The 23,025-nt window shown below is 70.7% G+C and carries 22 protein-coding genes; 12 read left to right on the top strand and 10 right to left on the bottom strand.

Annotated elements, in window-relative coordinates:
* Positions 1 to 955: hypothetical protein (locus K6I34_RS08370; RefSeq protein ID WP_229323761.1), on the bottom strand; the 955-nt coding region annotated here is incomplete at its 3' end.
* Positions 956 to 1,151: 196 nt separating this feature from the next.
* The gene (locus K6I34_RS08365; protein WP_229323760.1) at positions 1,152 to 2,681 is read right to left on the bottom strand and encodes an LCP family protein; all 1,530 of its coding nucleotides are present in this window, start codon (positions 2,679 to 2,681) and stop codon (positions 1,152 to 1,154) included.
* A 213-nt stretch (positions 2,682 to 2,894) separates the two neighbouring features.
* Here K6I34_RS08365 and tatA point away from each other — a divergent pair, with 213 nt between their 5' ends.
* From tatA to K6I34_RS08335, 6 genes are all read left to right on the top strand, one after another.
* Complete coding sequence (gene tatA, locus K6I34_RS08360) at positions 2,895 to 3,161, top strand: Sec-independent protein translocase subunit TatA (RefSeq protein ID WP_229323759.1); 267 nt, start codon at positions 2,895 to 2,897, stop codon at positions 3,159 to 3,161.
* A 96-nt stretch (positions 3,162 to 3,257) separates the two neighbouring features.
* Positions 3,258 to 4,673 (top strand): alkaline phosphatase, encoded by a 1,416-nt coding sequence (locus K6I34_RS08355; protein WP_229323758.1) that lies wholly within the window; start codon positions 3,258 to 3,260, stop codon positions 4,671 to 4,673.
* A gap of 172 nt (positions 4,674 to 4,845) precedes the next feature.
* Positions 4,846 to 5,784 (top strand): beta-ketoacyl-ACP synthase III, encoded by a 939-nt coding sequence (locus K6I34_RS08350; RefSeq protein ID WP_229323757.1) that lies wholly within the window; start codon positions 4,846 to 4,848, stop codon positions 5,782 to 5,784.
* Positions 5,785 to 5,944: 160 nt separating this feature from the next.
* Positions 5,945 to 6,670 (top strand): DUF998 domain-containing protein, encoded by a 726-nt coding sequence (locus K6I34_RS08345; protein ID WP_229323756.1) that lies wholly within the window; start codon positions 5,945 to 5,947, stop codon positions 6,668 to 6,670.
* Positions 6,671 to 6,763: 93 nt separating this feature from the next.
* On the top strand, positions 6,764 to 8,020 hold the full coding sequence (locus tag K6I34_RS08340) for a helix-turn-helix domain-containing protein (RefSeq protein ID WP_229323755.1): 1,257 nt from the start codon (positions 6,764 to 6,766) through the stop codon (positions 8,018 to 8,020).
* Positions 8,021 to 8,096: 76 nt separating this feature from the next.
* Positions 8,097 to 8,363, top strand: coding sequence for a hypothetical protein (locus K6I34_RS08335; protein ID WP_229323754.1), 267 nt, complete (start codon positions 8,097 to 8,099; stop codon positions 8,361 to 8,363).
* Between the two features lie 243 nt (positions 8,364 to 8,606).
* Here K6I34_RS08335 and K6I34_RS08330 read toward each other — a convergent pair whose 3' ends face one another.
* The 3 genes from K6I34_RS08330 to K6I34_RS08320 all read right to left on the bottom strand — a co-directional run bounded on the left by K6I34_RS08330 (position 8,607) and on the right by K6I34_RS08320 (position 10,669).
* Positions 8,607 to 9,005, bottom strand: a complete 399-nt coding sequence (locus K6I34_RS08330; RefSeq protein ID WP_229323753.1) for a hypothetical protein — start codon at positions 9,003 to 9,005, stop codon at positions 8,607 to 8,609.
* Between the two features lie 160 nt (positions 9,006 to 9,165).
* On the bottom strand, positions 9,166 to 10,332 hold the full coding sequence (locus K6I34_RS08325) for a caspase family protein (RefSeq protein WP_229323752.1): 1,167 nt from the start codon (positions 10,330 to 10,332) through the stop codon (positions 9,166 to 9,168).
* Complete coding sequence (locus tag K6I34_RS08320) at positions 10,322 to 10,669, bottom strand: hypothetical protein (protein ID WP_229323750.1); 348 nt, start codon at positions 10,667 to 10,669, stop codon at positions 10,322 to 10,324. The genes K6I34_RS08325 and K6I34_RS08320 overlap by 11 nt, the downstream gene beginning before the upstream one ends.
* Positions 10,670 to 11,015: 346 nt before the next feature.
* Between K6I34_RS08320 and K6I34_RS08315 the strand changes: the two genes are divergently transcribed.
* Positions 11,016 to 12,251 carry a helix-turn-helix transcriptional regulator gene (locus K6I34_RS08315; RefSeq protein WP_229323748.1) on the top strand — a complete coding sequence of 412 codons (1,236 nt, stop codon included), beginning with the start codon at positions 11,016 to 11,018 and terminating at the stop codon, positions 12,249 to 12,251.
* Between the two features lie 94 nt (positions 12,252 to 12,345).
* Positions 12,346 to 12,603: a hypothetical protein gene (locus tag K6I34_RS08310; protein ID WP_229323746.1), complete on the top strand. Its 258-nt coding sequence runs from the start codon at positions 12,346 to 12,348 to the stop codon at positions 12,601 to 12,603.
* Between the two features lie 244 nt (positions 12,604 to 12,847).
* Here K6I34_RS08310 and K6I34_RS08305 read toward each other — a convergent pair whose 3' ends face one another.
* Positions 12,848 to 13,672: a hypothetical protein gene (locus K6I34_RS08305; RefSeq protein ID WP_229323743.1), complete on the bottom strand. Its 825-nt coding sequence runs from the start codon at positions 13,670 to 13,672 to the stop codon at positions 12,848 to 12,850.
* A 469-nt stretch (positions 13,673 to 14,141) separates the two neighbouring features.
* Here K6I34_RS08305 and tgmC point away from each other — a divergent pair, with 469 nt between their 5' ends.
* Positions 14,142 to 15,377, top strand: coding sequence for an ATP-grasp peptide maturase system methyltransferase (tgmC, locus tag K6I34_RS08300; protein WP_229323741.1), 1,236 nt, complete (start codon positions 14,142 to 14,144; stop codon positions 15,375 to 15,377).
* 862 nt (positions 15,378 to 16,239) lie between these two features.
* On the opposite strand, the gene K6I34_RS08295 is transcribed toward tgmC, so the two are convergent.
* The 3 genes from K6I34_RS08295 to K6I34_RS08285 form a co-directional block, all read right to left on the bottom strand.
* Positions 16,240 to 17,241: a DUF1259 domain-containing protein gene (locus tag K6I34_RS08295; protein WP_229323739.1), complete on the bottom strand. Its 1,002-nt coding sequence runs from the start codon at positions 17,239 to 17,241 to the stop codon at positions 16,240 to 16,242.
* Positions 17,242 to 17,452: 211 nt separating this feature from the next.
* Positions 17,453 to 18,190 (bottom strand): CbtA family protein, encoded by a 738-nt coding sequence (locus tag K6I34_RS08290; RefSeq protein ID WP_229323737.1) that lies wholly within the window; start codon positions 18,188 to 18,190, stop codon positions 17,453 to 17,455.
* Between the two features lie 20 nt (positions 18,191 to 18,210).
* Positions 18,211 to 18,438, bottom strand: a complete 228-nt coding sequence (locus tag K6I34_RS08285) for a CbtB-domain containing protein (protein ID WP_229323735.1) — start codon at positions 18,436 to 18,438, stop codon at positions 18,211 to 18,213.
* A 304-nt stretch (positions 18,439 to 18,742) separates the two neighbouring features.
* On the opposite strand from K6I34_RS08285, the gene K6I34_RS08280 reads away from it, so the two are divergent.
* Complete coding sequence (locus tag K6I34_RS08280; protein ID WP_229323733.1) at positions 18,743 to 19,312, top strand: histidine phosphatase family protein; 570 nt, start codon at positions 18,743 to 18,745, stop codon at positions 19,310 to 19,312.
* A gap of 21 nt (positions 19,313 to 19,333) precedes the next feature.
* Here the strand turns inward: K6I34_RS08280 and K6I34_RS08275 are convergent, their stop codons facing one another.
* Complete coding sequence (locus tag K6I34_RS08275) at positions 19,334 to 20,260, bottom strand: RNA polymerase sigma factor SigF (RefSeq protein WP_238488454.1); 927 nt, start codon at positions 20,258 to 20,260, stop codon at positions 19,334 to 19,336.
* A gap of 235 nt (positions 20,261 to 20,495) precedes the next feature.
* Here K6I34_RS08275 and K6I34_RS08270 point away from each other — a divergent pair, with 235 nt between their 5' ends.
* Positions 20,496 to 20,927, top strand: a complete 432-nt coding sequence (locus K6I34_RS08270) for an ArsR/SmtB family transcription factor (protein ID WP_374230853.1) — start codon at positions 20,496 to 20,498, stop codon at positions 20,925 to 20,927.
* A 154-nt stretch (positions 20,928 to 21,081) separates the two neighbouring features.
* Positions 21,082 to 23,025 (top strand): cation-transporting P-type ATPase (locus K6I34_RS08265; protein WP_229323763.1); only part of this gene is annotated, 1,944 nt, incomplete at its 3' end.

Below are 23,025 nucleotides of genomic sequence, written 5' to 3'. Positions count from 1 at the left end.
CGGACGGGCCGTGCCGGGGGTCGAAGAAGCACGGCATACGGCGCTCCGGCAGCGGCGACTTCGTACGGCGGGCGGCCAGCGTGGCGAGGGCGAAGCGGCCCGCATCGAGGGTCTCGGTCACGGCCGTGACGTCCTGCGGCTTCGCCGCGGCGGCCATCTTCGACTTGGCCTCCTCGTACGCGTCGAGGGCCTCCTCGTAGTCCTTGCGCATGGCGTCGTCCGCGCCGGGCTCGGAGGGGGAGAAGTCGAGCCGGTCCAGCTCCTCGCCGAACGCGGTGATGTCCTCGTCGACGACGACCTTCAGGGCCTCCAGCTCGGCGCGCTCGCGCTCCTCCCGCTTCTTGCGGTTGCGGCGGTAGAGCGCGTACGCCCCGGCGCCACCGGCGACGATCACGGCGCCGCCGGTGATCAGCCCGGTGGCCCCGACGCCCCCGCCCGAGCCGCCCCAGGAGCCCGGCTCGCGGCCCTTGGCCTGCTTGTCGGCCTGGTCGACGAAGGCGGTCAGCTGCGTCTTGGCGTCACCGCCGGAGCGCTCGACGGAGCCGAGGAGGTTGCGGACGGAGTTCCGGGACATCACGCTCCGGTCGGCGGCGGCGTTCATCTTGTCGCCGAGGTGGACGACGTAGACGCCCGCGATCCCGACCTTGGTGCGCAGGTCCTGGATGACCGTCGCCTGCGGGTACTCGGAGGCGGCGGGCAGTACGGCCACGAAGACCGGCTTGCCCGCGTCCTGGATCTTCTTCGCCAGCGCGTCGGCGTCGGCCTTCGGCAGCTGGTCCGCGGCCCGGGGGTCGACGTACACCGGGCCCTTCTTGAGCGTGTCGGCCGCGGCGTCCAGGCCGGTGGCGCCGCTGTCGGCGTGGGCGGGCGGTGCGTACAGCGCAGCGCCCGCCAGCACGAACAGGGCGATGAGGGCCAGCAGCGGCCGGGGCAGCGCCCGGGGGATGGCGGGCATGGTGTCGCTCCTCGGGGACGGACTGGTGAGGGAACTCTTCGGGCTTGCGGGGCTCACGGGGCTCACGGGACTCTTCGGGCTCACACGGCCTACAGGGCTTGCATGACTCACTCGGGACTCACTCTGCGCTTACCACCAAAACGGAATAATCAGGCACCGGGTTCCTCCCCCTCGCTCCTGCCCCCACCCCGGCGGCTCAGCCGTACGAGAGGTTGGCGCAGGGGTCGTCGTCCGCCGACCGGGCCTCCTTCGCCAGGTCCGGCGGCAGGCCGCCCCCCGCGGCACCGGAGGACGACGGGGACGGCGTGGCGGACTCCGGCCCGTCGGCGTAGTCGTGACCGAGAACGACCGAGATGCCCGGTGTGGCACTGCCCCGCACATACGAGCCGGGGAAGAGCGCCGCCAGCGCCCGCGCGTGGTCCGCCTCCCCGGAGCCGAACTCGATCACGGTGGTGGAACGGTCCTGCGCGGCGGCCCCGGTGTCTCCGGCGGCCTCTCCCGCATCGGTGGCGGCGTAGCCGTGCTCCTTGAGCATCGCCGTGGCGCGGGAGGCGAGCCCGTCGACCGCGGTGCCGTTGGCGACGGACACACTCACGCCCTTGCCGGAGGGCGCGTCGGCCTGGGCCACGCCGTCGTTCTTGTCGCCGGAGCCCGAGCGCTTGCCCCCGCCCTTGCCCGACCCCTTGCCCGCGTCCTTGCCGTCGATCGTGCGGTCGGCCTTGATCGACGCCCACAGCGCGTCGGCCTCGGGGTGGACGATGTCGACCCGGTTGCCGTTGTAGCGCCATGGCACGGTGACGAACTTGATGTTGTGCAGGTCGATGCCCTTGAGCGACATCGCGAAGGACAGCAGCTTGTCCGGCGAGCCCAGGCCCGGGTCGACGGTCATCGACTTCGTGGCCGCGTCCGCGAGCGGCAGCAGGGTGGTGGGGTTGAAGCCCTGCGACCGCACCTTCTTGATCAGGCCGGAGACGAACGCCTGCTGACGCTGTATGCGGCCTATGTCGGAGCCGTCGCCTATGCCGTGGCGTACCCGGACGTAGTCCAGGGCCTTCTGACCGGAGACGTTCTGCTGTCCCTTGGGGAACAGCAGATCGCCGCGGAAGCCGAGGTTCGGATTGAGGTCCCCCTGGTAGACGTCCTTCGGTACGCACACCTGGACGCCGCCCACGGCGGAGGTCATCCGGGAGAATCCCTCGAAGTCGACGACGACCGTGTGGTCGACACGCAGCCCGGTCAGCCGCTCGACGGTGTTCTGCGTGCAGGCGGGGTTCCCCTTGGGCGACTCCCCGACGGAAAAGGCGGAGTTGAACATCGCCCGGGTCTGCTCCCGGGTCCACGAGCCGTCGGGAAGTCTGCACGGCGGGATGTCCACGAGGCTGTCCCGCGGGATGGAGACGCCGATGGCGTGTTTGCGGTCGCCGTACACGTGCAGCAGGAAAGCGGTGTCCGAACGGCCCACGTCGCCGTCGCCCCCGCCCAGCCTGCTGTTGTCGCCCGCACGCGAGTCCGAGCCGATGACCAGCACGTTCTGCCCGGCGGCACCGGCGCCGGGGCGGTTCTCGGAGAGGCCGTCCGCGTCGAAGGTGCTGATGTTGCCGTTCAGCCGGAAATAGAACCAGCCGGCCCCCGCGGCCAGCAGCACCACGAACGCCACCGCGACCAGGGAGAAGGTCCGCGCCTTGCCGTTCGCGCGCCCGCCCCGTCCGCTTCGGCTGCCAGTCATATTCGAGCCTCGATCCTCATCCCCCGGTCCGCCCCGTCCTGACCGGATAGACGGACGAGCACACTCTTGGGTTGTCCAGTTGCGCAATCTAGCAAGTATGGTGAAGCAGGCCGTCGTACAGAAGGCCGACAGAAGACCGGTGGAAACCGATGTGGAAGTCCACGCGGAAGCCAACGCGGAAGCCCAACGCGGAAGAGAGAGGTGGATCCGTCAATGCTGCGTAATGCCCTGGAGCCCTGGCACATCCTCGTCGTCGTGCTCGTCGTGGTCGTACTGTTCGGGTCCAAGAAGCTGCCCGACACCGCCCGCGCGCTCGGCAAGTCCATGCGCATCCTCAAGAGCGAGGCCAAGGCCATGAAGGACGAGGGGGGCGCGACCACCGAGGCCGCTCCCGTCACTCCGCCCACCGTCGTGACCCCCACCACCGTGACGCCCAGCGCCAACGGCACCCACGCGAGCCCCGCCGACAGCCCCCGGTAACCCCGGGGTCACCCTGCCTTCTTCTCCGGTACGCCGGACCCTGTTGAGCTTCCCTCGGCCGCGGCACCCCGCCGGGTCACCGAGGGAGGAAACACCATGGGTTCTCGCCCGTACGGACGTCGTCTCGCCTGGGGCGCCGCCGCACTGCTCGTCGCCGGGATCGCGGTACCGGCCGCGGCCTCGGCGTCGGCGTCGCAGTCGGACGGCGGGTCCCCGAACGAGACAGCCACCTCCGCGCTCGCCGCGGGCCACGGCCCCAAGAAGGCCAAGAACGTCATCCTGCTCATCGGTGACGGCATGGGCGACTCCGAGATCACCCTCGCCCGCGACTACACCGTGGGCGCGGCGGGCCGCCTGAACATGGACACTTTCCCGCTGACCGGCGCCTACACCACGTACTCCGTGGACAGGAACGGCAAGCCGGACTACGTCACCGACTCGGCGGCCAGCGGCACCGGCTGGGCCACCGGGCACAAGACGGTCAACGGCCGGATATCGAAGACGCCCGGCACCGACAAGCCGATGACCACGATCCTGGAGCTGGCCCAGAAGAACGGCCTGGCCACCGGCAGCGTCACCACCGCCGAGCTCACCGACGCCACCCCGGCCGTGCTCGCCTCGCACGCCACCGACCGCAGCTGCCAGGGCCCGGCCGACATGAAGGCGTGCCCGAACGACACGATCGCCAAGGGCGGCCCCGGCTCGATCGCCGAGCAGAGCGTGAACCACAAGGTCGACGTGCTCCTGGGCGGCGGCAAGGCCCGCTTCGACCAGAAGATCACCGAGGGCCCGTACCGGGGCATGACGGTCACCGACCAGGCGAAGAAGCTCGGCTACCAGGTGGTGACCGACGACAGGAGCCTGAGCGGCGTCAAGGGCGACAAGCCGGTCCTGGGCCTGTTCGCCCCGGGCAACGTCCCCGTCGAGTGGACGGGCAAGGCCGCGGCCGTCGGCGGCACCGACCCGCAGCGCTGCGTGACGAGCAACCCCGAGCGGACGGCCGGTACGCCGAGCCTGGAGGCGCAGACCCGCAAGGCCATCCAGCTCCTGGAGGCCAAGCAGAAGGGCGGCTCGAAGAAAGCAGACAAGGCCGACCGGAAGAACGGCTTCTTCCTCCAGGTCGAGGGCGCGTCGATCGACAAGCGCGACCACGCCGCCGACCCGTGCGGCCAGATCGGCGAGACCGCGTCCTTCGACCGCGCGGTGAAGGCCGCGCGGGACTACGCCGCCACGCACCCCGACACCCTGGTCGTGACCACGGCCGACCACGGCCACAGCAGCCAGATCGTGCCGCTGGAGGCCACGCCGCCCGGCCTGTCGTCGACGCTCGTCACGAACGAGGGCCGGCAGCTCAAGGTCAACTACTCCACCAACACGCCCGGCAAGTCGCAGGAGCACACTGGTACCCAGGTGCGTATCGCGGCACAGGGCCCGCAGGCGGAGCGTGTGCTCGGGGTCACGGACCAGACCCAGCTGTTCACGACGATCCGTACGGCGCTGTCGCTGCGCTGATCAGGGGCGATTACCGTCCGGTAGGGCGGGCCGGTCCAGCGGGTTGCGCCAGTTATCAGGCCCGAACATTGGTGGATCAAGCACCTCTGAACGGTCGTCCGGGAGGTGAGACTGGCAGACCCGTACGGCACCGTACGGCACCGCCCCACCGTCCTCGCAGGAGGAGCCGCCGATGACCGGGTCCCGCGTCCTCGCCCTCGGCCACTACCAGCCGTCCACCGTGCTCACCAACGACGAGCTGGCCACCATGGTCGACACCAGCGACGAGTGGATCCGCTCGCGCGTGGGCATCCGTGAGCGCCGGGTCGCCGGTCCGGACGAGACCGTGGCGCACATGGCGGCCCGGGCGGCCGCCAAGGCGCTCGCGAACAGCGGCCTCGAACCGGCCGACGTCGACCTCGTGCTCGTCGCCACCTGCACCGCGGTCGACCGCAGCCCCAACACGGCCGCGCGCGTCGCCGCCGAGCTGGGGCTGCCCTCGCCCGCCGTCATGGACCTCAACGTGGTCTGCGCGGGCTTCACCCACGCCCTCGCCAGCGCCGACCACGCCATCCGGGCCAAGGCCGCGACGAACGCCCTGGTCATCGGGGTGGAGAAGTTCACCGACGTGACGGACTGGACCGACCGCACCACGTGCGTCCTGGTCGGCGACGGCGCGGGCGCCGCGGTCGTCACGGCCTCCGCCGAGCCCGAGATCGGCCCGGTCGTCTGGGGCTCGGTGCCGGACATGGGCCACGCCGTACGGATCGAGGGCACGCCCTCGCGCTTCGCCCAGGAGGGCCAGTCCGTCTACCGCTGGGCCACCACGCAGCTCCCGCCCATCACCCGCGAGGTGTGCGCGCGGGCGGGCGTACGGCCGGAGGACCTGGCGGGCGTGGTGCTGCACCAGGCGAACCTGCGCATCATCGAGCCCGTGGCCCGGAAGCTGGGGGCCGTCAACGCGGTCGTCGCCAAGGACGTGACCGAGTCCGGCAACACCTCGGCGGCGAGCATTCCGCTGGCCCTGTCGAAACTCGTGGCCCGGGGCGAGGTCGCCTCCGGCGAACCGATCCTGTTGTTCGGCTTCGGCGGCAACCTCTCGTACGCGGGCCAGGTCATCCGCTGTCCGTGACAGCCGTGCCGTCGCTGTCCGTGACGGGCATGGCGGCTGTTCGGGTGGCAATGGCGGCGAGCAGGCATCGGCCGGGCGGCGGCCGAGAACAGCAGTAACACGCACGCATCCGGCGTGACTCTGTCGTGTTCCTGCCGTGATCCTGTACGTGGAGCCGATCATGAAGGCCGCAGCCGCCGCCCGGCCCCGTGCCCCCGACCCGGGCCCGGTTCCTTCCGGGAGGCGGTACGGGCGGCTCGCCGTCGCCCTGCTCCTCGCGCTGAGCGCGGCCCTGTACGCGGCCTGGCTCGCCGAGGCCCTCCTGGACACCGGTGAGGACCCGGTCCGGACGTACGTCAGCGAGCTCGCGGCGGGTCGGCAGCCGTACCGCGCCTTCTTCCAGGCCACGGACCTGGCCTCCGGCCTCTGCGCGCTCCTGGCGGGCGTACTGGCCCTGCTGTGCGTCGAACGCCGCCGGTGGTCCGTGACCGGCTTCGCCGCGCTCGCCGTCTTCGGCGCGGACACGGCCCTCGAATCCCGCTGCCCGCTCACGTGCGCGCTGGCGGGCGACCCCGCGTGCACGGCACTGGACGCGGCGGGCCGCCTGCCGGCTGTCGACACGGTGCACGCGGTGACCAGCGCGGTGGCGGTCGTCAGCGCGATGACGGCGCTTCTCGCCCTCACGGCCGCCGCGCGTGACGGCTCGCCGTGGCCGCTGCTCGCCCGCGTCGGGCCGCGCCTGAACATCGCCCTGTTCGCCGTCGGTGTGTGGGTGGGGACGGCGGTGATCGCGTTCAGCACCCGCCAGGTCAATCTATGGCTCGGCCTGGCCGAACGTACGCAGCTGTCGCTGATCTCGGCGGGGGTGCTGGTGGTTGCGGTGTCGATCGCCTGTACGGCGTCCTAGGCGTCGCGTTCCCAGCCGTCGGAACGGCTCCTGCTCGCGCTTCCCGGTCGTACGCTGACCGCAAGGGCTTGACTTCGCGCCAGGGAGCACCGAATGACGGACCGTCCCCCCTTCCCCGCCGATTTCCCCGACGACATGCCGCCGGGCGAACGCGTCCAACGGCTCCGAGAGCGAAGCGGTATGACCCGTGTCGTGCTGGCCGGTCTGTGCGGGCGCGGGCCCGACTGGCTGAAGAACATCGAGAAGGGCAAGCGTCAACTTCGTGACCACGGGCAGCTCGTGCGCCTGGCGACCGCGCTCAGGCTCTCGGACCTGTCGGTCATCACCGGTGATCCGACGCCGCGGCCGGTCACCACCGGCAACCGGTTGATGCTCCCCGGCGCGCACGGCTTGCGTGATGCCGTACGCGGCCCGCTGTTCGCACCCACGGCCCCGGAGGACGCGCCGCCGAGCGTCGAGGCGCTCCGGGGCCGGGTGACGGAAGCCTGGCGGCTGTGGCACACCTCCCGCTTCCAGCGCTCCGAAGTGGCGGCCCTGCTGCCGGGGATCGTCCGGGACGCGCAGGCACTTCCGCGACGGCTCGAAGGCCCGGAGCGGCGGCGCGCGTACGCCGTGCTCGCCGATGTGTACCACCTGGCCCAGCAGGTCACGGCGTACTCCGTGGAGCCCGAGCTGTACTGGATCATCGCCGACCGCGGCAGGCTCGCCGCCCAGGACGCGGACGATCCCCTGAGCCTCGCGGGGGCCGCGTGGGCCTGGGGCAACGGGCTCCGGGAGACCGGCTACGCGGAGGAGGCCATCCGCACCGTGGAAGAGGCGGCCGAGACGATCCGCCCCCGGCTCGAAGGCGGCACGGACGACCTCCGGGGCATGTACGGCGCGCTGCACCTGCACGCCGCGATCACGTGTGCCCGCGAAGGCCATGAGGGGGACGCGTGGCGGCACTGGGACGAGGCGGACCGGACGGCGGACCGCCTCCCCGACGGCTACGTCCACGCGTGGACGGTCTTCGGCCGCGCGAACACGGACTTCCACGCGGTGAGCATCGGTGTGGACCTCCACACGCCGGGCTCGGCGATGAGCCGCGCCGAGACCATCGACCTGGGCGCCATGCCGAGCGTGGAACGCCGCTCGCGCGTACTCGTGGAACTGGCCCGCGCCCAGCGCCAGCGCAAGGACTACGCGGGCTCAACGCACTGGCTGCGCCGGGCCGTCGACGCCTCGCCGGAGACGGTTCGCTACACGCCTTCGGCGCGCGGCTTGGTGGGCGATCTCGCGAAGGACGCGCGCGGTCCGCTGAAGACCGACGTCCTGCAACTCGCGGACGAGGTGGGGGTGCTCGTGGGTTAGGGGGACACTCTGACCCCCTGATCGATTCCTCGCCGTTCTACGGTCGGCCGACGACCAGGAAAGGCGGGAAATTCCCATGAGTCACGCGGAGCGCCTGCTCGGAAGAACCGACAGCGCCAAGTGGGTACCGGAGGAGGGCGATCTCGTAGTCGATACGGCGGTCAAGGGTGAACCTGTCGGTTGTGTGGCCGGAGTTGACGGCGCCGAGGTGATCCTGCGGCCGCTCGGCGGTGGGAAGCCCTGGCGTACCGCCGACTACCGTCCCGCCGAGTTGCGCGAGGAGTTGCGGGCCAAGCTGGCGGAGGTCAATCGCCGTAGGTTTCTGCCGGGGAGTGCCGGGTGACGGGCGGTGGTGAGGTGATCTCACTGCCGCTGGCGTCCGGGCCGGGCGGTGTCGTCGTCGGTGGGGTTGCCGACCGGTGCCCGGAATGCGTACGGCTGCGTGCCGAGCGGCACGCCGCATGGGCGGCACGTGACTACCTACGGGAGATCGCTGCTCGCCTCAGGTGGTTCGCTCACGACGAGCAGGCCCATCCGAGACGCTTCTCGTCGTAACGGAAAGTCGGACTGGCCCGCCCGGGGATGATCAGCGCCGCTCGTACCAGGTGTTCCAGGCCCTGATCCAGCACGGCAGCAAGACATCCACGAGGTGGTCCAGCTCCGCTCTTCGAGCCTGGGGGGAGGTGCCGGACCGGTTCTGGTGGGCGTGCCAGTACTGGCCCCAGGCTCTTTGAGCCGCCTGACTCGGCACGTCCACACGGTGGGTGGCGAAGTGCACGGTCTCATCAATCGCCGCTTCGCGCGAGGCGGCGTCCGCCGAGAAGCACGGCACATGGTGGAGGATGTGGGCGACACGGTTCACCACCGATGTCGCCAGCTGGCGTGCTTCTTCCGTAGACATACCCCGGGCCCCGAGCTCGTCGAGGGCGGCGGCCCAGAGGTCGTTGCGCGGCTCCGAGCCGAGTCCGCCGGATCCGTACTCCATGGCCATTACCCGAAACGCGTCGTCCATGGGCAACGAGCCCCGGGAGTGAGGCAGCAGCTTTGCCGCCTGCGCGGCCCTCTACGCCCGAGGTCAGCCGACGGCCGGGCCCAAGGCCACTGCTGCGTCTCGAGCCGACGATTGCGCTGCAACTGGCCTCGGTTCATGAGTGATAGGCAGTTGGCGGGGCGGTCAGGTTGTCACGGGTCGGCCCCGGAGAGATAACACGGCGTACCCACATCCGGCGGAGTTTCACCATTCCCCACACCAGTAGTGCCTCAATCCCTCCCATGACTACGTTCGCGCCGACCAGAGATCCGGTACTTGCATTCGGGTCCGTACCCACGGCGTACGTGCCGATCAGAAAAAAGAGATAGAGAATGCCCCAGAGCCAGACAAGCGTGGTGGCAGCCATCAGCAGCACGCGCAGCCCTCGGCCGGAGGATGGTGTTTTGCCCGCTGGCGTGCCATAAGGCATCCAGGTCGGCATGGCGGGTGTAGTGCATTCCCTGACGGTGTGGGTGTGACCCGTAATGGGTTCTCCGGCGCCTCCGAGGGCGCCAGGCTGCTGGCGCCAGGCGTTGTGGGCCAAGACGAAGCGGTCGGCGAGATCGGTGCCTCGCTGATTAGGGAGCGGCAGCCCCCGTGCGGCGAGGCGATTTCGCAAGACGGGGTAGATGTCACCGAGAGTGATCACCGCTGAGTCATTGGGCAAGCCGGTACGGACCAAATGGATGAGTTCGGCAGTGAAAGAGGTGCAGGCTGTTGTTTGTTGCCAAGGTGGCGGGACGTGTGCCGTGCGATTGCGGGTGGTCGCGGTGAGGGTGTAAACACCCTCGACGTGGGTGACGTCAGCCACCGTGGCCTCGGCTTCGCCAGCAAGTGCCTCAATGGCTTGGCCTGCGAAGCAACAGTCGAGGATCGCGATGCGTACCCGGGCCGGGCTGGTGCGGAGCGCGCTGGCGACATGTTCCCAGGGAACTCCAGTGATGGCTGGTTGGGTTGCTCGTGTAGTGCTTACGGTCAGGCAGAGCTGGCCTTGGTCTGAAAGCCTGCCATGGCCTGCGTAATAGATCAGCAGAACCCCGGTGGTCCGCTCAGCGAGTTCTGCGATCTTCAGTGACAAGTCTGTCGGTGACGCGGGGTTGCGGATCAATTCGATGCCCCCACGCCATCCGCAGAGCAGCGGACTTTCCAGGATCTCCTTCATGCCGTTCACGCTATTGTCCGCCGCGTTGACCGGCGGAAAGCCTTCCCGGTCCGCATATCGCGAGACACCGATCAGGATCGCAAGAGAGCGGAGGTTCTGGTGATTCTGGTCAGGGCTCATCGATACCGTGTTCAAGGAGTTGTTGCAGGAGGGGATAGATGTCCTGAGCGGTGGCGATGTCAAGCGTGACGCGCTTTCCACTCGCTTCGATGGTGATCTTCGCTGCGGTCCTCCGACTCCGGATCCAGGTGATCAGAGAGCCTGCCAGAACCGTACCGGCCCCACCGGTGCCCACTGCGACAGTGAGCAGGTCCGTGACACTGCCGAGGTCCGTTTCCCTGATGGGTGAGGGAACTTGGCTTACGCGTCCGCGCAGTTCACGCTCGGCGCTCAGCCAGTGCCAGAGTGCTGCCGTGTCCGTACTGTCTCCGTCGGCAAGCTGCACACGCACATCCACGCTCGACTCCCATAGGCCACCGGGGCTTCCCCGCGGTCAGGGAAGCACATGTATATGTTCCTCCGCACCGGCGTACGCCCGGCGCAGGGAGCGCTCGCCCAGCGCGTTGCAACGACAATGCGCCCTCGCTTCCCCGATGTTTGAAGGCAAGGCTGGGGGGACGTCATGCGTGAGCGGACGGTACGGCATAGACCGTCGCCCGTTGGGCAACGAACCATGCTGCGTGGCGCTGACCTGTGAGGACAGCGCCACGCAGCATGAACCAACAACCAACAACCAACACCGATTGCGATCGCCGTCCAACTCGCGGCGGCCTTACGCTGGCTGTGAGCGAAGGGCGGACCTCATGGCTTCGGGACTGGCGGAGAACGTCAAGAACTACCGGCGCACGGCGGGCCTGAGCCAGGAGGGGCTGGCCGAGGCGGCCGAGCTATCGCTGGCCACGGTGCGCAAGGTGGAGCAGGGCGGGGATGTCCGCATGGAGACCCTGTACGCCATTGCCCGGGCGCTGGATGTCCCCACTTCGGCACTGTTCGCCACGGAGGCACCGAGGCCGGTCATCGGTGACGAGGCGAACCGGCGCTACCTGGTGGAGCTGCGCAAGGCGTTGATGCCCCCGGTGGGGCTCACGGCGACGCTCACCGATGCCGGGCAGGCCGAGAAGTTGTCAGCGCTCCGCAGGGCCACGGCGGACGCTCACGCGCTCTACCGTGCCGATCGGTACGACTCGGTGGCCAAGCGGCTTCCGGGGCTGCTGCGTTCCGCTGAGGCGGCAGTGGAAGCGCTGGAGGGCGAGGAGAGGCGGGACGCCATGATCGCCCGCTGCCATGCACTGCTGCTGGCCGGCAAGTACCTGACGCAGGTCCGGCAGTACGACATGGCGTACTTCGCCCTGGCCGAGGCGATCCGTCTCGCCCGTGAGACCGGGCAGACCTTGACGGCCGCGACGGGCGTACTGGGCATGTGCTGGCTGCTGCTGCGGCAGGACCGCTTCGACGAGAGCGAGCAGCTGGCGGCACGCACGGCCGCCGAGGTCGAACCGCGTATGTCCGATGCCAGTACGGCGCATCTCGCGGTGTGGGGCGAACTGTGGCTCAAGGTCGCGTCCGCGACGATCCGGAACAACCGGCCCGACGTGGCCCGCGAGGCTCGCAGGCTGGCCGGAGTGGCCGCCTCCGCGATGGACCGGGAGGACGCGGACTTCCCGGCGCACTGGGGCGGTTTCGGACCGGTCACGGCCGAGCTGAAGGCCATTGAGGACCTGTCGCTGATGGGCGACGCGTGGGCCGTCCTGCGCCGGGCCGACGACGGCCTGCTGGAAAGCAAAGCGCTTCGTAACCTCGGCAAGCCCACCGCGGTGAACTGGGACCGCCACCGGTTGGACGTGGCCAAGGCACACGTGACGCTCAAGCAGCACCAGGACGCCATGGACGTCCTCATGTCCGTGCGCCGCACTTCCGGCGAGTGGATCAAGCATCAGCCCATGGCCCGCTACGTCATGCAGGACCTGCTGAAGACCCGCAAGCGCACCCTCACCCAGGACATGCGCGACCTGGCGGCACACCTGAGCATCGTCGGCTAGCTACTACGAGGCGTAGCAGTTTCGGCGGTGATCGTCACCAACTACTGCGCTCCGCAGGTGGGCTGTCGTGGTCCGCGACCATAGCGTCTTGACCATGAACGCGACACCGAGAACAACTGACACCGTCAAGTGGGTGCCCTCGACGGGCGATCTGGTCGTCGACACGGCATCGAAGGGTGAACCGGTCGGCCAGGTCATGGCAATCGACGGCACCGAGGTGGCCCTGCGGCCGCTCGGCGGCGGGAAGCACTGGCGCACTAGCACTTACCGTCCCGCCGATCTGCGCGACGAGTTGCGGGCCAAGCTGGCGGAGGTCAATCGCCGTAGGTTCCTGTCGGGGAGTGCCGGGTGACGGGCGGTGGTGAGGTGATCTCATTGCCTCTGTCCTCTGGGCCCGGTGGTGTCGTCGTCGGTGGCGTCGCTGATCGGTGCCGGGAATGCGTACGGTTGCGTGCCGAGCGGCATGCGGCCTGGGCGGCGCGCGACTATCTCCGGGAGATCGCCGCCCGCCTCCGGTGGTTCGCCCACGATGAGCAGGCCCACCCGAGACGCTTTCCGTAACAGCGGAAAGTCGGGCAGCCCGCCCAGGGGGGCGATCAGCGCCGCTCGTACCAGGTGTTCCAGGCCCTGATCCAGCGCGGCAGCAAGACATCCACGAGATGGTCCAGCTCCGCTCGTCGAGCCTGAGGGGAGGTGCCGGACCGGTTCTGGTGGGCGTGCCAGTACTGGTCCCAGGCCCGTTGGGCCGCCTGACTCGGCACGTCCACATGGCGGGTGGCGAAGTGCACGGTTTCATCGATCGCTGCTTCGCGCGGGGCGGCGTCCGCCGAGAACCACGGCACGTGGTGGAGGAGGTGGGCGACATGGTTCACCACCGATGTCGCCAGCTGACGTGCCTCTTCGGCAGATGTACCTCGGGCCCCGAGCTCGTCGACGGCGGCCGCCCAGAGGTCGCTGCGCGGCTCCGAGTCGAGCCCGCCGGTGCCGTACCTCATGGCCAGTGCCCGGAGCGCGTCGCCGTGGGCAACGGGTCTCGGATGTAAGGCAGTAGCCTGCCTCACCCTTTCCGTCGTGTGTTCCTGCAACGCTCTACGGCCCTGCAGGAACACACGAAGATCTTTGACCTGTCCCATCCCCACGGATTCGGGCTCGATTCCGCTTCCGACCGCGACGAGACGTTGGTCGTCGAGGTCGAGCACGAGCCCCCACAGCACACCGCGTCGTCCCAGGACTGCGGTTGCCAACGTGGAGTCGCAACAGACGCGTATCTCTGAAAAACGAAAGGGGCCGGAAGTCACCGGATGCTGTACATCTTCGACAGCGGCGCGCCGTTCCTCCTCCAGCTCGACGGCCGCAATCAAAGCCGCAGGGGGCTCGGCCCGGGCCGAACGGCTCTCCGGCGCGAACGTGGTGACAGCCATGAACGAGCCTGCAGCACTGTCCCATGGGCCGTACGCCAGGGTTGTCGACGTCCAGCGTCCGCCGACCTGGTGGGCTTCGGCGAGAACCGAGGGAACTATGACGGGCGCAAGCAGACCGTAGACAGGGAACGGCGGGTGTGCGACCAAGGCTCGTAACGCGGAGTCGGGGTCGGGGTATGGGCCGCCAGCGTGCCGCATGGGCCGAAGTGTTGCAGTGCGATGGCGCTGAGCGAAAGGGTGCGGGGCGACGTTGCCCCGCACCGGCAGGGTCAGAGGTACTGGGAGTCGATCGGGCCGGCGGAGCTGTACACGCCGGCAGCCGTGACCGCCCAGGACTGAGTGTCGAGGTCCGCTTCCCAGCGTCCGCGAGGTCCGTCGCCTGTGTGGCCCAGTGGGGTTGGCTCGAAGACGCGACCGGATTGCCGATCGCCGCCGCTTTCGCCGATCTCCTGGAGTTGGGAGCCACGCCATGACATCTCTCGATCCCGTACGCCTCCGCCACGCTCTGGCCGAGCGCCTGGAGGAGGGCGGCGTTCTGAAGGACCCCGCATGGCGGAAGGCCGTCGAAGCCGTCCCCAGGGAACTGTTCCTTCCGACGTTCTTCACGCACGGGACGGGCCCGGACGGCCTCACGTACTACACGCCCGTCAGCCGGAACACCGGGGAGAGTGAGTGGCTGACCCTCGTCCACCGTAATGAGACCTGGGTGACCCAGCTCGACGGCCACGTGACCCCGGACACCGCCGACGGGCCGGTCACCGGCTTCCCCACCTCGTCCTCCACCATGCCCTCCACCGTCGTGGGGATGCTCGAATCCCTGGACGTGGACGACGGCATGAACGTCCTGGAGATCGGCACCGGAACGGGCTACTCCACCGGCCTGATGTGCCACCGGCTGGGAGAGGACAACGTCACCAGTGTGGAAGTGGACCCGGCTGTGTCCGAGCGGGCGGACGCGGCCTTGGAGGCCGCCGGATACTCCACCTGGACCGTGACCGGGGACGGACTCCTGGGGCACCCCCGCAACGCCCCGTACGACCGGACCGTCGCCACGTGCGCCGTACGCCGCATCCCGTACACGTGGGTCCGTCAGACCAGGCCCGGCGGGATCATCCTCGCCACCGTGGGCCCCAGCTCCTGGTCCTACGGCACCGGCCTGGCGAAACTCACCGTCCAGGAAGACGGCACCGCCGAGGGCCGGATCATCGGCCGGACCTCGTTCATGCCCGCCCGAGCGGAGGTGGCCGTTCCCTTCTCCGGAGACCTGTCCGCACGCGCGGCCTACGCGGACACCGAGCGCAAGACCAGCATCTCTCCTGACCTGCTCGACGACTGGATGCCCGCTTTTCTGACCCAACTCGCCGCTCCGGGCGCCCAGCTCGTCCGCGCTGTCGGTGACGGCCGGGAGACGGTGTACCTCTTCGACACCAGCCGGGAAGCATTCGCCGCGCTCACCTTCGACGAGGGGGAATGGACCGTCCGGCAAGGGGGGCCGGTCGCCCTCTGGGACATCATCGAGAGGTCTCTGGGGGCCTGGCAGGAGATGGGTGAGCCTGACATCACCTCGGTGCGGATGCAGGTCACCCGGGAAGGACACGCTTACTGGATCGGCGGTCAGCAGATCACGACACCGACGCGCTCCCGCTGGATCGGGGACGAGTCCGCACTCCGCTGGAGGCACCGACATCAGCCACTGAGCGACTGACGTGACGGAAGTCGCGCCGCGGGCCCGTCGGCTGGTGTGCCGACGGGCCCGCAGTCCGTGGGGATCATGGGACAGGGGCCGGATCGAGCGTCCATGCAACGGGACCACCCCCGCGTGCGGGGACCACGTGTCGCGTGGACGGGTGCTGGTGTCCACGTAAGGACCACTCCCGCGTGCGCGGGGACCGCGCTGGTACTCGTCACCCCGTGAAACGGGACGCGGGACCACCCCCGCGTGCGCGGGGACCGCAGGCTCTGACCAGGATATTCATTGGAGCTGAGCTCGATTTTTACTTACTTCTTGAGATTCGGGCAAAGCGGCGGATGAGAGCACGAGTTGTTCACCCCCTTGGTGGTTCTTCTTCCTCGGCCACCTACCGATGCGAAGCCGGCTCGGCCGTCCTGCTGTTGTCAGCTTATCGATCAGATCCGGAACGTGATGGTGGGCATCGAGGCCGTCCTATGCCCGAGGGGGCGAACCCGACGCCCAAGCCACGGCAGTTGACGGCACCGGGGTGACCCTGCGCCCCCTCGGCGGTGGTAAGTCCTGGCTGGACCAGTGATTACCGTCCCGCCGAGCTCCGTGAAGAGTTGCGCGCCAAGCTGGCCGAGGTCAACCGCCGTAGGTCCCTGTCGGGGAACGTCGGGTGACGGGCGGCGGTGAGGTGATCTCGCTGCCTCTGTCCTCCGGGCCCGGCGGGTCACCGACCAGTGCCGGGAATGCGTACGGCTGCGCGCCGAGCGGCACGCGGCCTGGGCGGCGCGCGACTATCTCCGGGAGATCACCGCCCGCCTCCGGTGGTTCGCCCACGACGAGCAGGCCCACCCGAGCCGCTTCCCATGACCCACGTGGCCGCCCGGCGTCAGGGCGTCGGCGCCGCCGGGTGGGCGGCTTCGAGTGCCGGCCGCAGGGACTTGGCCAGGGTGGCTCCGTCGCCGGTGGACCAGAAGTGCATGTAGAACAGGCGCGGTTGCTCCTTCAGGGTGTGGTGGTGGAGTTCGACGATGTCGATGTCGCCCTTGCGCAGGGCGCGGATGACGTTCTGGATCTCGTCGGCAGTCATCACGAAGTCGCCGTTGATCGCGGCCTTCTTGTCACCCAGGGGCTGGAAGTTGATGCCGGTGGAGACGCCCAGTCCGGTGGGCAGGATGTGGCGACCGTCGGTGACGGTGTCCTTGCGTCCCGCCGTGAACTTGTAGATCCCGCCGTCTTCCGTGCCCTTGCGGCCCAGCGCCGCGTCGATGGCGGCCGTGTCCAGGTCTACGGGCGGTTGGCTGGACGGTGCGGGGGAGGGGGCCGGGATGCCGGTGACGTCGAGTGCGGTCTTGACGCCCTTGGCGAGGGTGGCCGGGTCGCCCATGCCGTGGATGTGGGTCCACCAGACGGCCGGGGACTGCTCCAGCAGGTGTTTGTGCACCGCCGTCTGTTCGATGCCCGCCTTCTGCAGCGCGTCGGTGACCTTCGGCAGCTCGTCCTCGGTGACCACCAGGTCGCCCATCAGCAGCGTGCCGTCGCCGTACTTGGCGAACGCCGCGTAACCGCTCAGCGCCAGGCCCGGCTTGATCTCCACGTCATGGCTGGTGACCTTCAGGTCCTTGCGGGCCAGCGGTACCCGGTAGACCGTCTTGTCCATCAGCGTCCCCGAGCGGCCCAGGCCGTCGGCGACCGGCTTCCAGTCCTTCTCCGTCGTGGGCACCGGGGCGCTGCCGTTCCCGTTGCGCTCCGGCCGTTGGTCGTCGCCCTGCGATATGTGCCCGGTGGCCGCCCCCGTCCCCTTGTCTTCGTCCTGGGTGCCGCATCCGGCCAGGACGAGGCCGGACGCAGCGGCGAGGGCGGTCAGAACGAGCCGGGTGCGGACGGGCATGGAGGCACTCCTCCTATAAGTCCTGCAAGAGAGGCGGACGCTCGCGCGTGCAGTCGCAGTCAACGTAACCGTGGTGACAGAGGGCGGGCCAACGGAAGCCGTGCTTTCGGGGCGCGACGCGCCCCGTGCGCGCCCCGTGCACACCACCCCTCGGACATGCCACGGGCCCGTCGGCACAGCGGCCGACGGGCCCGTGGGGTCGGTTGCCGGATCAGCCTGCCGCCACCGCCCGCCGTGCCGCCCCCGGCACGAGGAGCCGTTCGGCCAGGTGGCCGAAGACGAGGCCGAAGCCGGTCCAGAGGGTGCACTGGATGGCGAGGGCCGCGAGGCGGAAGCGCCACAGGACGGTGGCGGGGAAGTCCGCCGGGACCTCGTTGACCGCGGGCAGGAAGACGTACGCCAGGGCGACGGCGACGACGAGGGCCGCCGAAGCCGCCACCGCCGCGTACCAGTTGCCCAGCCGGGGGGCCAGCTTCCTGCCCAGGATGACCGCGGCGACGCTCAGCAGCACGCTGAGCGCGATCATCAGGAAGTAGAGCGTGGTCCGTTTGCCGATGGTGTCGGGATCGCCGACGGACGGCGGGTTGGCCGGGTACTTCAGGAACGGCACCACGTAGACCGAGACCAAGGCGCCTACGGACACCAGGGCCGCCGTGGCCCGCGGGCCGAAGCGGCCGACGCGGCCCAGCGCCACGCAGAACGCCAGGGCGGCGATGCCGCCGAGCGCGAGGCCGTAGACGAGGACGCCGGTGGCGAGCCCCGCGGTGGACTGGAGGCTCCGGCTGACGAGTTCTTCGCCGTGGTCGTGGCTGTGGGACTCCTCGAAGGCGATGGCCGCGTCCACGTGGGGTTCGCCCACGAGATACGCCACCACCAGCGCGAGGATCCCGGCGGCCAGCCCGGCGAGCATGCCGCGCGCGAGCAACGCCCGCACGGAGACGGGATTCACGAGATGTTCCCCCGCCGGTGTCAGTGGCAGGGGAAACCGAGCAGGTGACGCCCGTCGTGCACCCACTCGTGCACGTCCTCGCCCGACAGCAGCGAGGTGGCGCCCTGCTCCGCGCCGACGAAGTACAGCAGGACCAGCATGAGGACGCCGAAGAAGACCGCCCATGGGGCGATGGCCTTCAGCGATATGGGGGCGACCGCGGGTGCGGCGGCCGAAGAGACGGATGCGGGGGCAGCGGACTGCGCCATGGCGAAACCTCCTGGGGAAAAACGCGTCCCGGTCCTCGGGTTCTCGACGACGAGGTGCGGGTCTGACTCCCCTGCGCTCACCGCGCGTTCGCGGATGAGGGCCGGTTACACAGTGGCGCGACCGTGCCGGAATTCCACCGGCTTCCGTCCCCCGTCGTCATGTCCACGCGACCGTACCGCGGCCTGGCCGGTTTGCCTACGGCGTACGTCATACCCCCGCGCGCCCCTGGCTCGTGGGCGTCGTGGTCTGCTGTACCCGATCCACCGACCACCGACCACCGGCCCGGGAGAGGACCAGGACCGTATGACCGTACGCGTGATGCTCGTGTCCCCGGCGACGAACCCCGCCCTGCGGAACCCCCGCTTCGACGACGGCGCCTCCTCCTTGGACGCCGCCGGGCTGCGGCAGGCCCGCGCCGCGGCAGGCGCCCTGCCCGGCGCCGACCGGTATCTGTGCGCCCCCGCCGCGCGCTGCCGCGAGACGGCCGACGCCCTCGGCCTGGAAGCGTCCCCGACGACGGACCTGGCCGACCTCGACGTCGGGCGGTGGACGGGCCGGACGCTGGACGACGTGACCGCGGCGGACCCCGGCGCCGTGGCCGCCTGGCTGTCGGACCCCGCCGCCGCGCCGCACGGGGGCGAGTCGGTGGCGGCGCTCGTCGAACGGGTCGGCGCATGGCTCGACAAACAGGCCGCCGGACGAGTTCTCGCCGTCGTCGAACCCGCCGTGGTCCGGGCCGCCGCCGTGCACGCGCTCGGCCTGCCGACGGCGGTGTTCTGGCGGCTCGACGTGCTCCCGCTGACGCTGACCACCCTCACCGGACGGTCCGGGCGGTGGAATCTGCGCGTCGGGCAGCCCCTTGCCACGCGCTGACCGTCAGCGCCGTCGGCGTCGTCAGCGCGTCGTCAGCAGGCCCGCCCGCAGGCGCGCCAGGATGCGGGACAGCAGCCGCGACACGTGCATCTGCGAGATGCCCAGCTCCGCCCCGATCTCCGACTGGGTCATCTCGCCCCCGAACCGCATCCGCAGGATCTGCCGTTCGCGGATGTCGAGCTCCGCTACCAGCGGTTTGAGGGCGTGCAGGTTCTCGACGCCCTCCAGCGCGGGGTCGACCCCGCCCAGCCGGTCGGCGTACGTCGTGCCCGAGGACTCGTCGCCGTCCTCCGTGGGGAGGTCGAGGGAACCGGCCGTGTAGCCGTTGCTCGCGACGATGCCCTCGACGACCTCCTCGCGGCTGATGCCGAGGTGCTCGGCCAGCTCGGCGGCGGTCGGGGTGTGGTCGAGCTCCTGGGCGAGCTCGCCGGTGGCCTTGGCGATCTCGACGCGCAGCTCCTGGAGGCGCCGCGGCACGTGCACGGCCCAGCTCGTGTCGCGGAAGTGCCGCTTGATCTCGCCGACGATGTAGGGGATGGCGAAGGTCGTGAACTCCACCTCGCGGGAGAGGTCGAAGCGGTCGATGGCCTTGATCAGGCCGATCGTGCCCACCTGGACGATGTCGTCCATCTGGTCGCCGCGGCTGCGGAAGCGGCCGGCCGCGAAGCGCACCAGCGAGAGGTTCATCTCGATCAGCGTGTTCCGCGCGTACTGGTAGGCACGGGTGCCCTCCTCCAGTTCCGCGAGCCGGTCGAAGAAGAGGCGGGACAGCTCCCGCGCGTCCCGCGGGGCCACCGACGTGGCGTCCTCGATGAACGGCAGCCCCCCGACCGATGTCTCGGACCGTGTCTCGGACCGCTGCACGAGCGCGGCCGTCGAACGCTCCGCCGTATCCGTGGTTGCCGTCTGCGTCACGTCGTCTCCTCCCCTTGAGTCCCCCGAGCCCATGCCGACAGGCCCTTGCCGGTGACGGCCCGCCTACCCCGGGACTCGCAAGGCATGCCTGTCCTTTTCGCGCAGGGCGAAGAAAGCGGAATCGCAAGGGTGTATGACCAGGGGCGCGGAGCCCCGGCGGCCGAGGCGTGGGCGCTCCGCGGCGCACGCGCTCCCGTTCGCCGGTGCGGCCCCGCCTAAACTGGTCCTGCCGGGCGCCGGAAAGCCCGACAGGGACGGGAGAGCGACAGTGGCCGCAGGAGTCGGAAGCGCCGAAGGCCTCGAAGGGAGCTTCGGCGAGGGCTTCGACTTCGACGACCCCTCGCCCGAGGTGCTGACGGAGGCCGCGGCCGCGTTCGGGCTGCTCGCCTCGTCGGCGCGCCTGCACCTGGTGTGGGCCCTGTCGCAGGGCGAGAGCGACGTCAGCGGGCTCGCCGAGCGGGTCGGCGGCGCGCTGCCCGCGATCAGCCAGCACCTGGCGAAGCTCAAGCTCGCCGGCCTGGTCCGGTCGCGGCGCGAGGGGCGCCGCGTGGTGTATCTGGTCGACGACCCCCACGTCGTCACGATCGTCCGGCTGATGGTCGGCCAGCTCGTCGACCGCAGGACCGGCGCGGAAGGGCTGCCCGGCGTGGCGTCCGCGTCGCGCGTCGGCTCCGGACGCCTCCGTGGTCTGGGCGCCTGAGAACTCAGCCGCGCGCGGTGCGGCCGGGAACGGCGCGTACGCGGGCACCGCGGCCGGGAAGGGCGTACCGCGCGAGGGCGTGGTGACGGGGCAGGGCCTGCGCGAGGGCACGGCGACGGGACGGGACGTGCGCGAGGGCGACGTGCGCGACGGCATGGCAACCGGCGGCACGGCGACCGGCGGCACCACCACCCTCGAACTGCTGCGCAGCCTCGACAGCGGCCCGCGCGGCCTCGTGGAGGCGGACGCCGACGAGCGGCTCGCCCTGCGCGGGGACAACACCCTGCCCCGCCGCCGCCCCGCCTCCTGGCCGCGCCGGTTCGCGCGCAGCCTGCGCGACCCCTTCACCGCCGTGCTGTTCGGCCTCGGACTGGTCTCGGCGGTGATGTCTTCCTGGGGCACGGCCTGCGTGATCGCGGTCCTGGTCACGGTCAGCTGTGTGCTGCGGGCCACGGGCGAGCACCGCGCCGACCGCTCCGCCGCCGCCCTGCGCGACCTGGTGGCCACCACGGCCACCGTCCGGCGGCGGCCCGCGCCCGACGCGGAGCCGGTCACCCGTGAACTGCCGGTCGACCAGCTCGTGCCGGGCGACCTCGTCCTGCTCGCCCCCGGCGATCTCGTCCCCGCCGACCTGCGCCTGCTGCGCGCCACGGGCCTGACCGTCCACGAGGCCGCCCTGACGGGCGAGTCCACGCCGGTGACCAAGTGCACCCAGGTCGGCCCCGACGCCGGGCCCGCCGCCGTCCACGCCTGCTTCTGCTACCAGGGCAGCAGCGTCGTCTCCGGCACGGCCCTGGGCGTGATCACCGCGACCGGCGCGGACACCCTGCTGGCGGGCGCCCTGCCGGGGCGCGAGTACGCCCCGTTCGGCCGGCGGCGCACCAAGGCCAGCCCGTTCCACCGGTCGGTGAACGGGATCGCCTGGACGCTCGTCCGCTTCATGCTGCTGACCGCGCCGCTCGTGCTGTTCGCGAGCGCGCTGCTGCGCGGGCGCGGGATGGAGACCCTGCCGTTCGCCGTCGCGGTGGCGGTCGGGCTGACGCCCGAGATGCTGCCGGTCGTCGTCACGACCGCGCTCGCGCGCGGCGCGGCCCTCCTCGCCCGCGGCGGCGAGGTGATCGTCCGGCGGCTGCCCGCGCTGCACGACCTCGGCGCGGCCGACGTGCTGTGCGTGGACAAGACCGGCACGCTCACCCAGGACGCGCCGGTCGTCGACCTCGCCGTCGACGGCGCCGGACGCGACGCGCCCGAGGTCCTGTACTGGGCGGCCGTCAACGCCCTGTGGACGCTCGAACTCGCGGAACTGCCCGCGCCCGACGCGCTGGACGAGGCGGTCCTCGACGCGGACGAGGCGCGCGGCGGCGGGGTCCTCGGCGCCGACAGCGTCGAGGGCGTGGCCGCCCTGCCCTGCGGCCCCGGCCGCCGCATCGCCACCGCCGTCGTCCGCGGTCCCGCCCGCTACGAGCCCGGACGGCTCGGCACGCCCGGCAACGTCCGTACGCTCACCGCGGGCCCCGCCCCCTCGGCGGTGCACACCCTGGTGGTCAAGGGCGCCCCCGAGGACGTCCTGCAGCGCTGCGCGTACGAGGGGCAGGGCGCCGTTCCGCTGGACGGCGCGGTGCCCCTCGACAAGGACGGGCAGGACGGGCAGGACGGGCGCGAACGGCTGCTGCGGCGCGCCGACGCGCTCGCCGCCGACGGGCTGCGGGTGCTCGCGGTCGCCGTCGCGGAACGGCCCGCGCGCGGCGGCACACACACCCCGTACACCCCGGACGACGAGCACGGCCTCACCTTCCTCGGCTTCGTCGGGCTGCGCGACGCCCTCACGGACTCCGCCGCGGAGGCCCTCGCCGTGCTCGCGCACCGGGGCGTCACCGTGAAGGTGCTCACCGGCGACCACCCGGGGACCGCCGCCCGCGCCTGCCGCGAGCTGGGCCTGGACCCCGGCGAGGTCGTCACCGCGGACCGGCTCGACGGGCTCGACGGGCCCGGGCTCGCCCGGCTCGCCGAGCGCACCACCGTCTTCGCGCGGTGCGCGCCCGAGCACAAGGCCAGGATCGTCCGGGCCCTGCGGGAGGGGGAGGGGGGTGACGGGAAC

The sequence above is a fragment of the Streptomyces sp. UNOC14_S4 genome (assembly GCF_020740835.1).
GTDB lineage: Bacteria > Actinomycetota > Actinomycetes > Streptomycetales > Streptomycetaceae > Streptomyces.
This window is presented reverse-complemented; position numbering and strand designations above follow the sequence as displayed.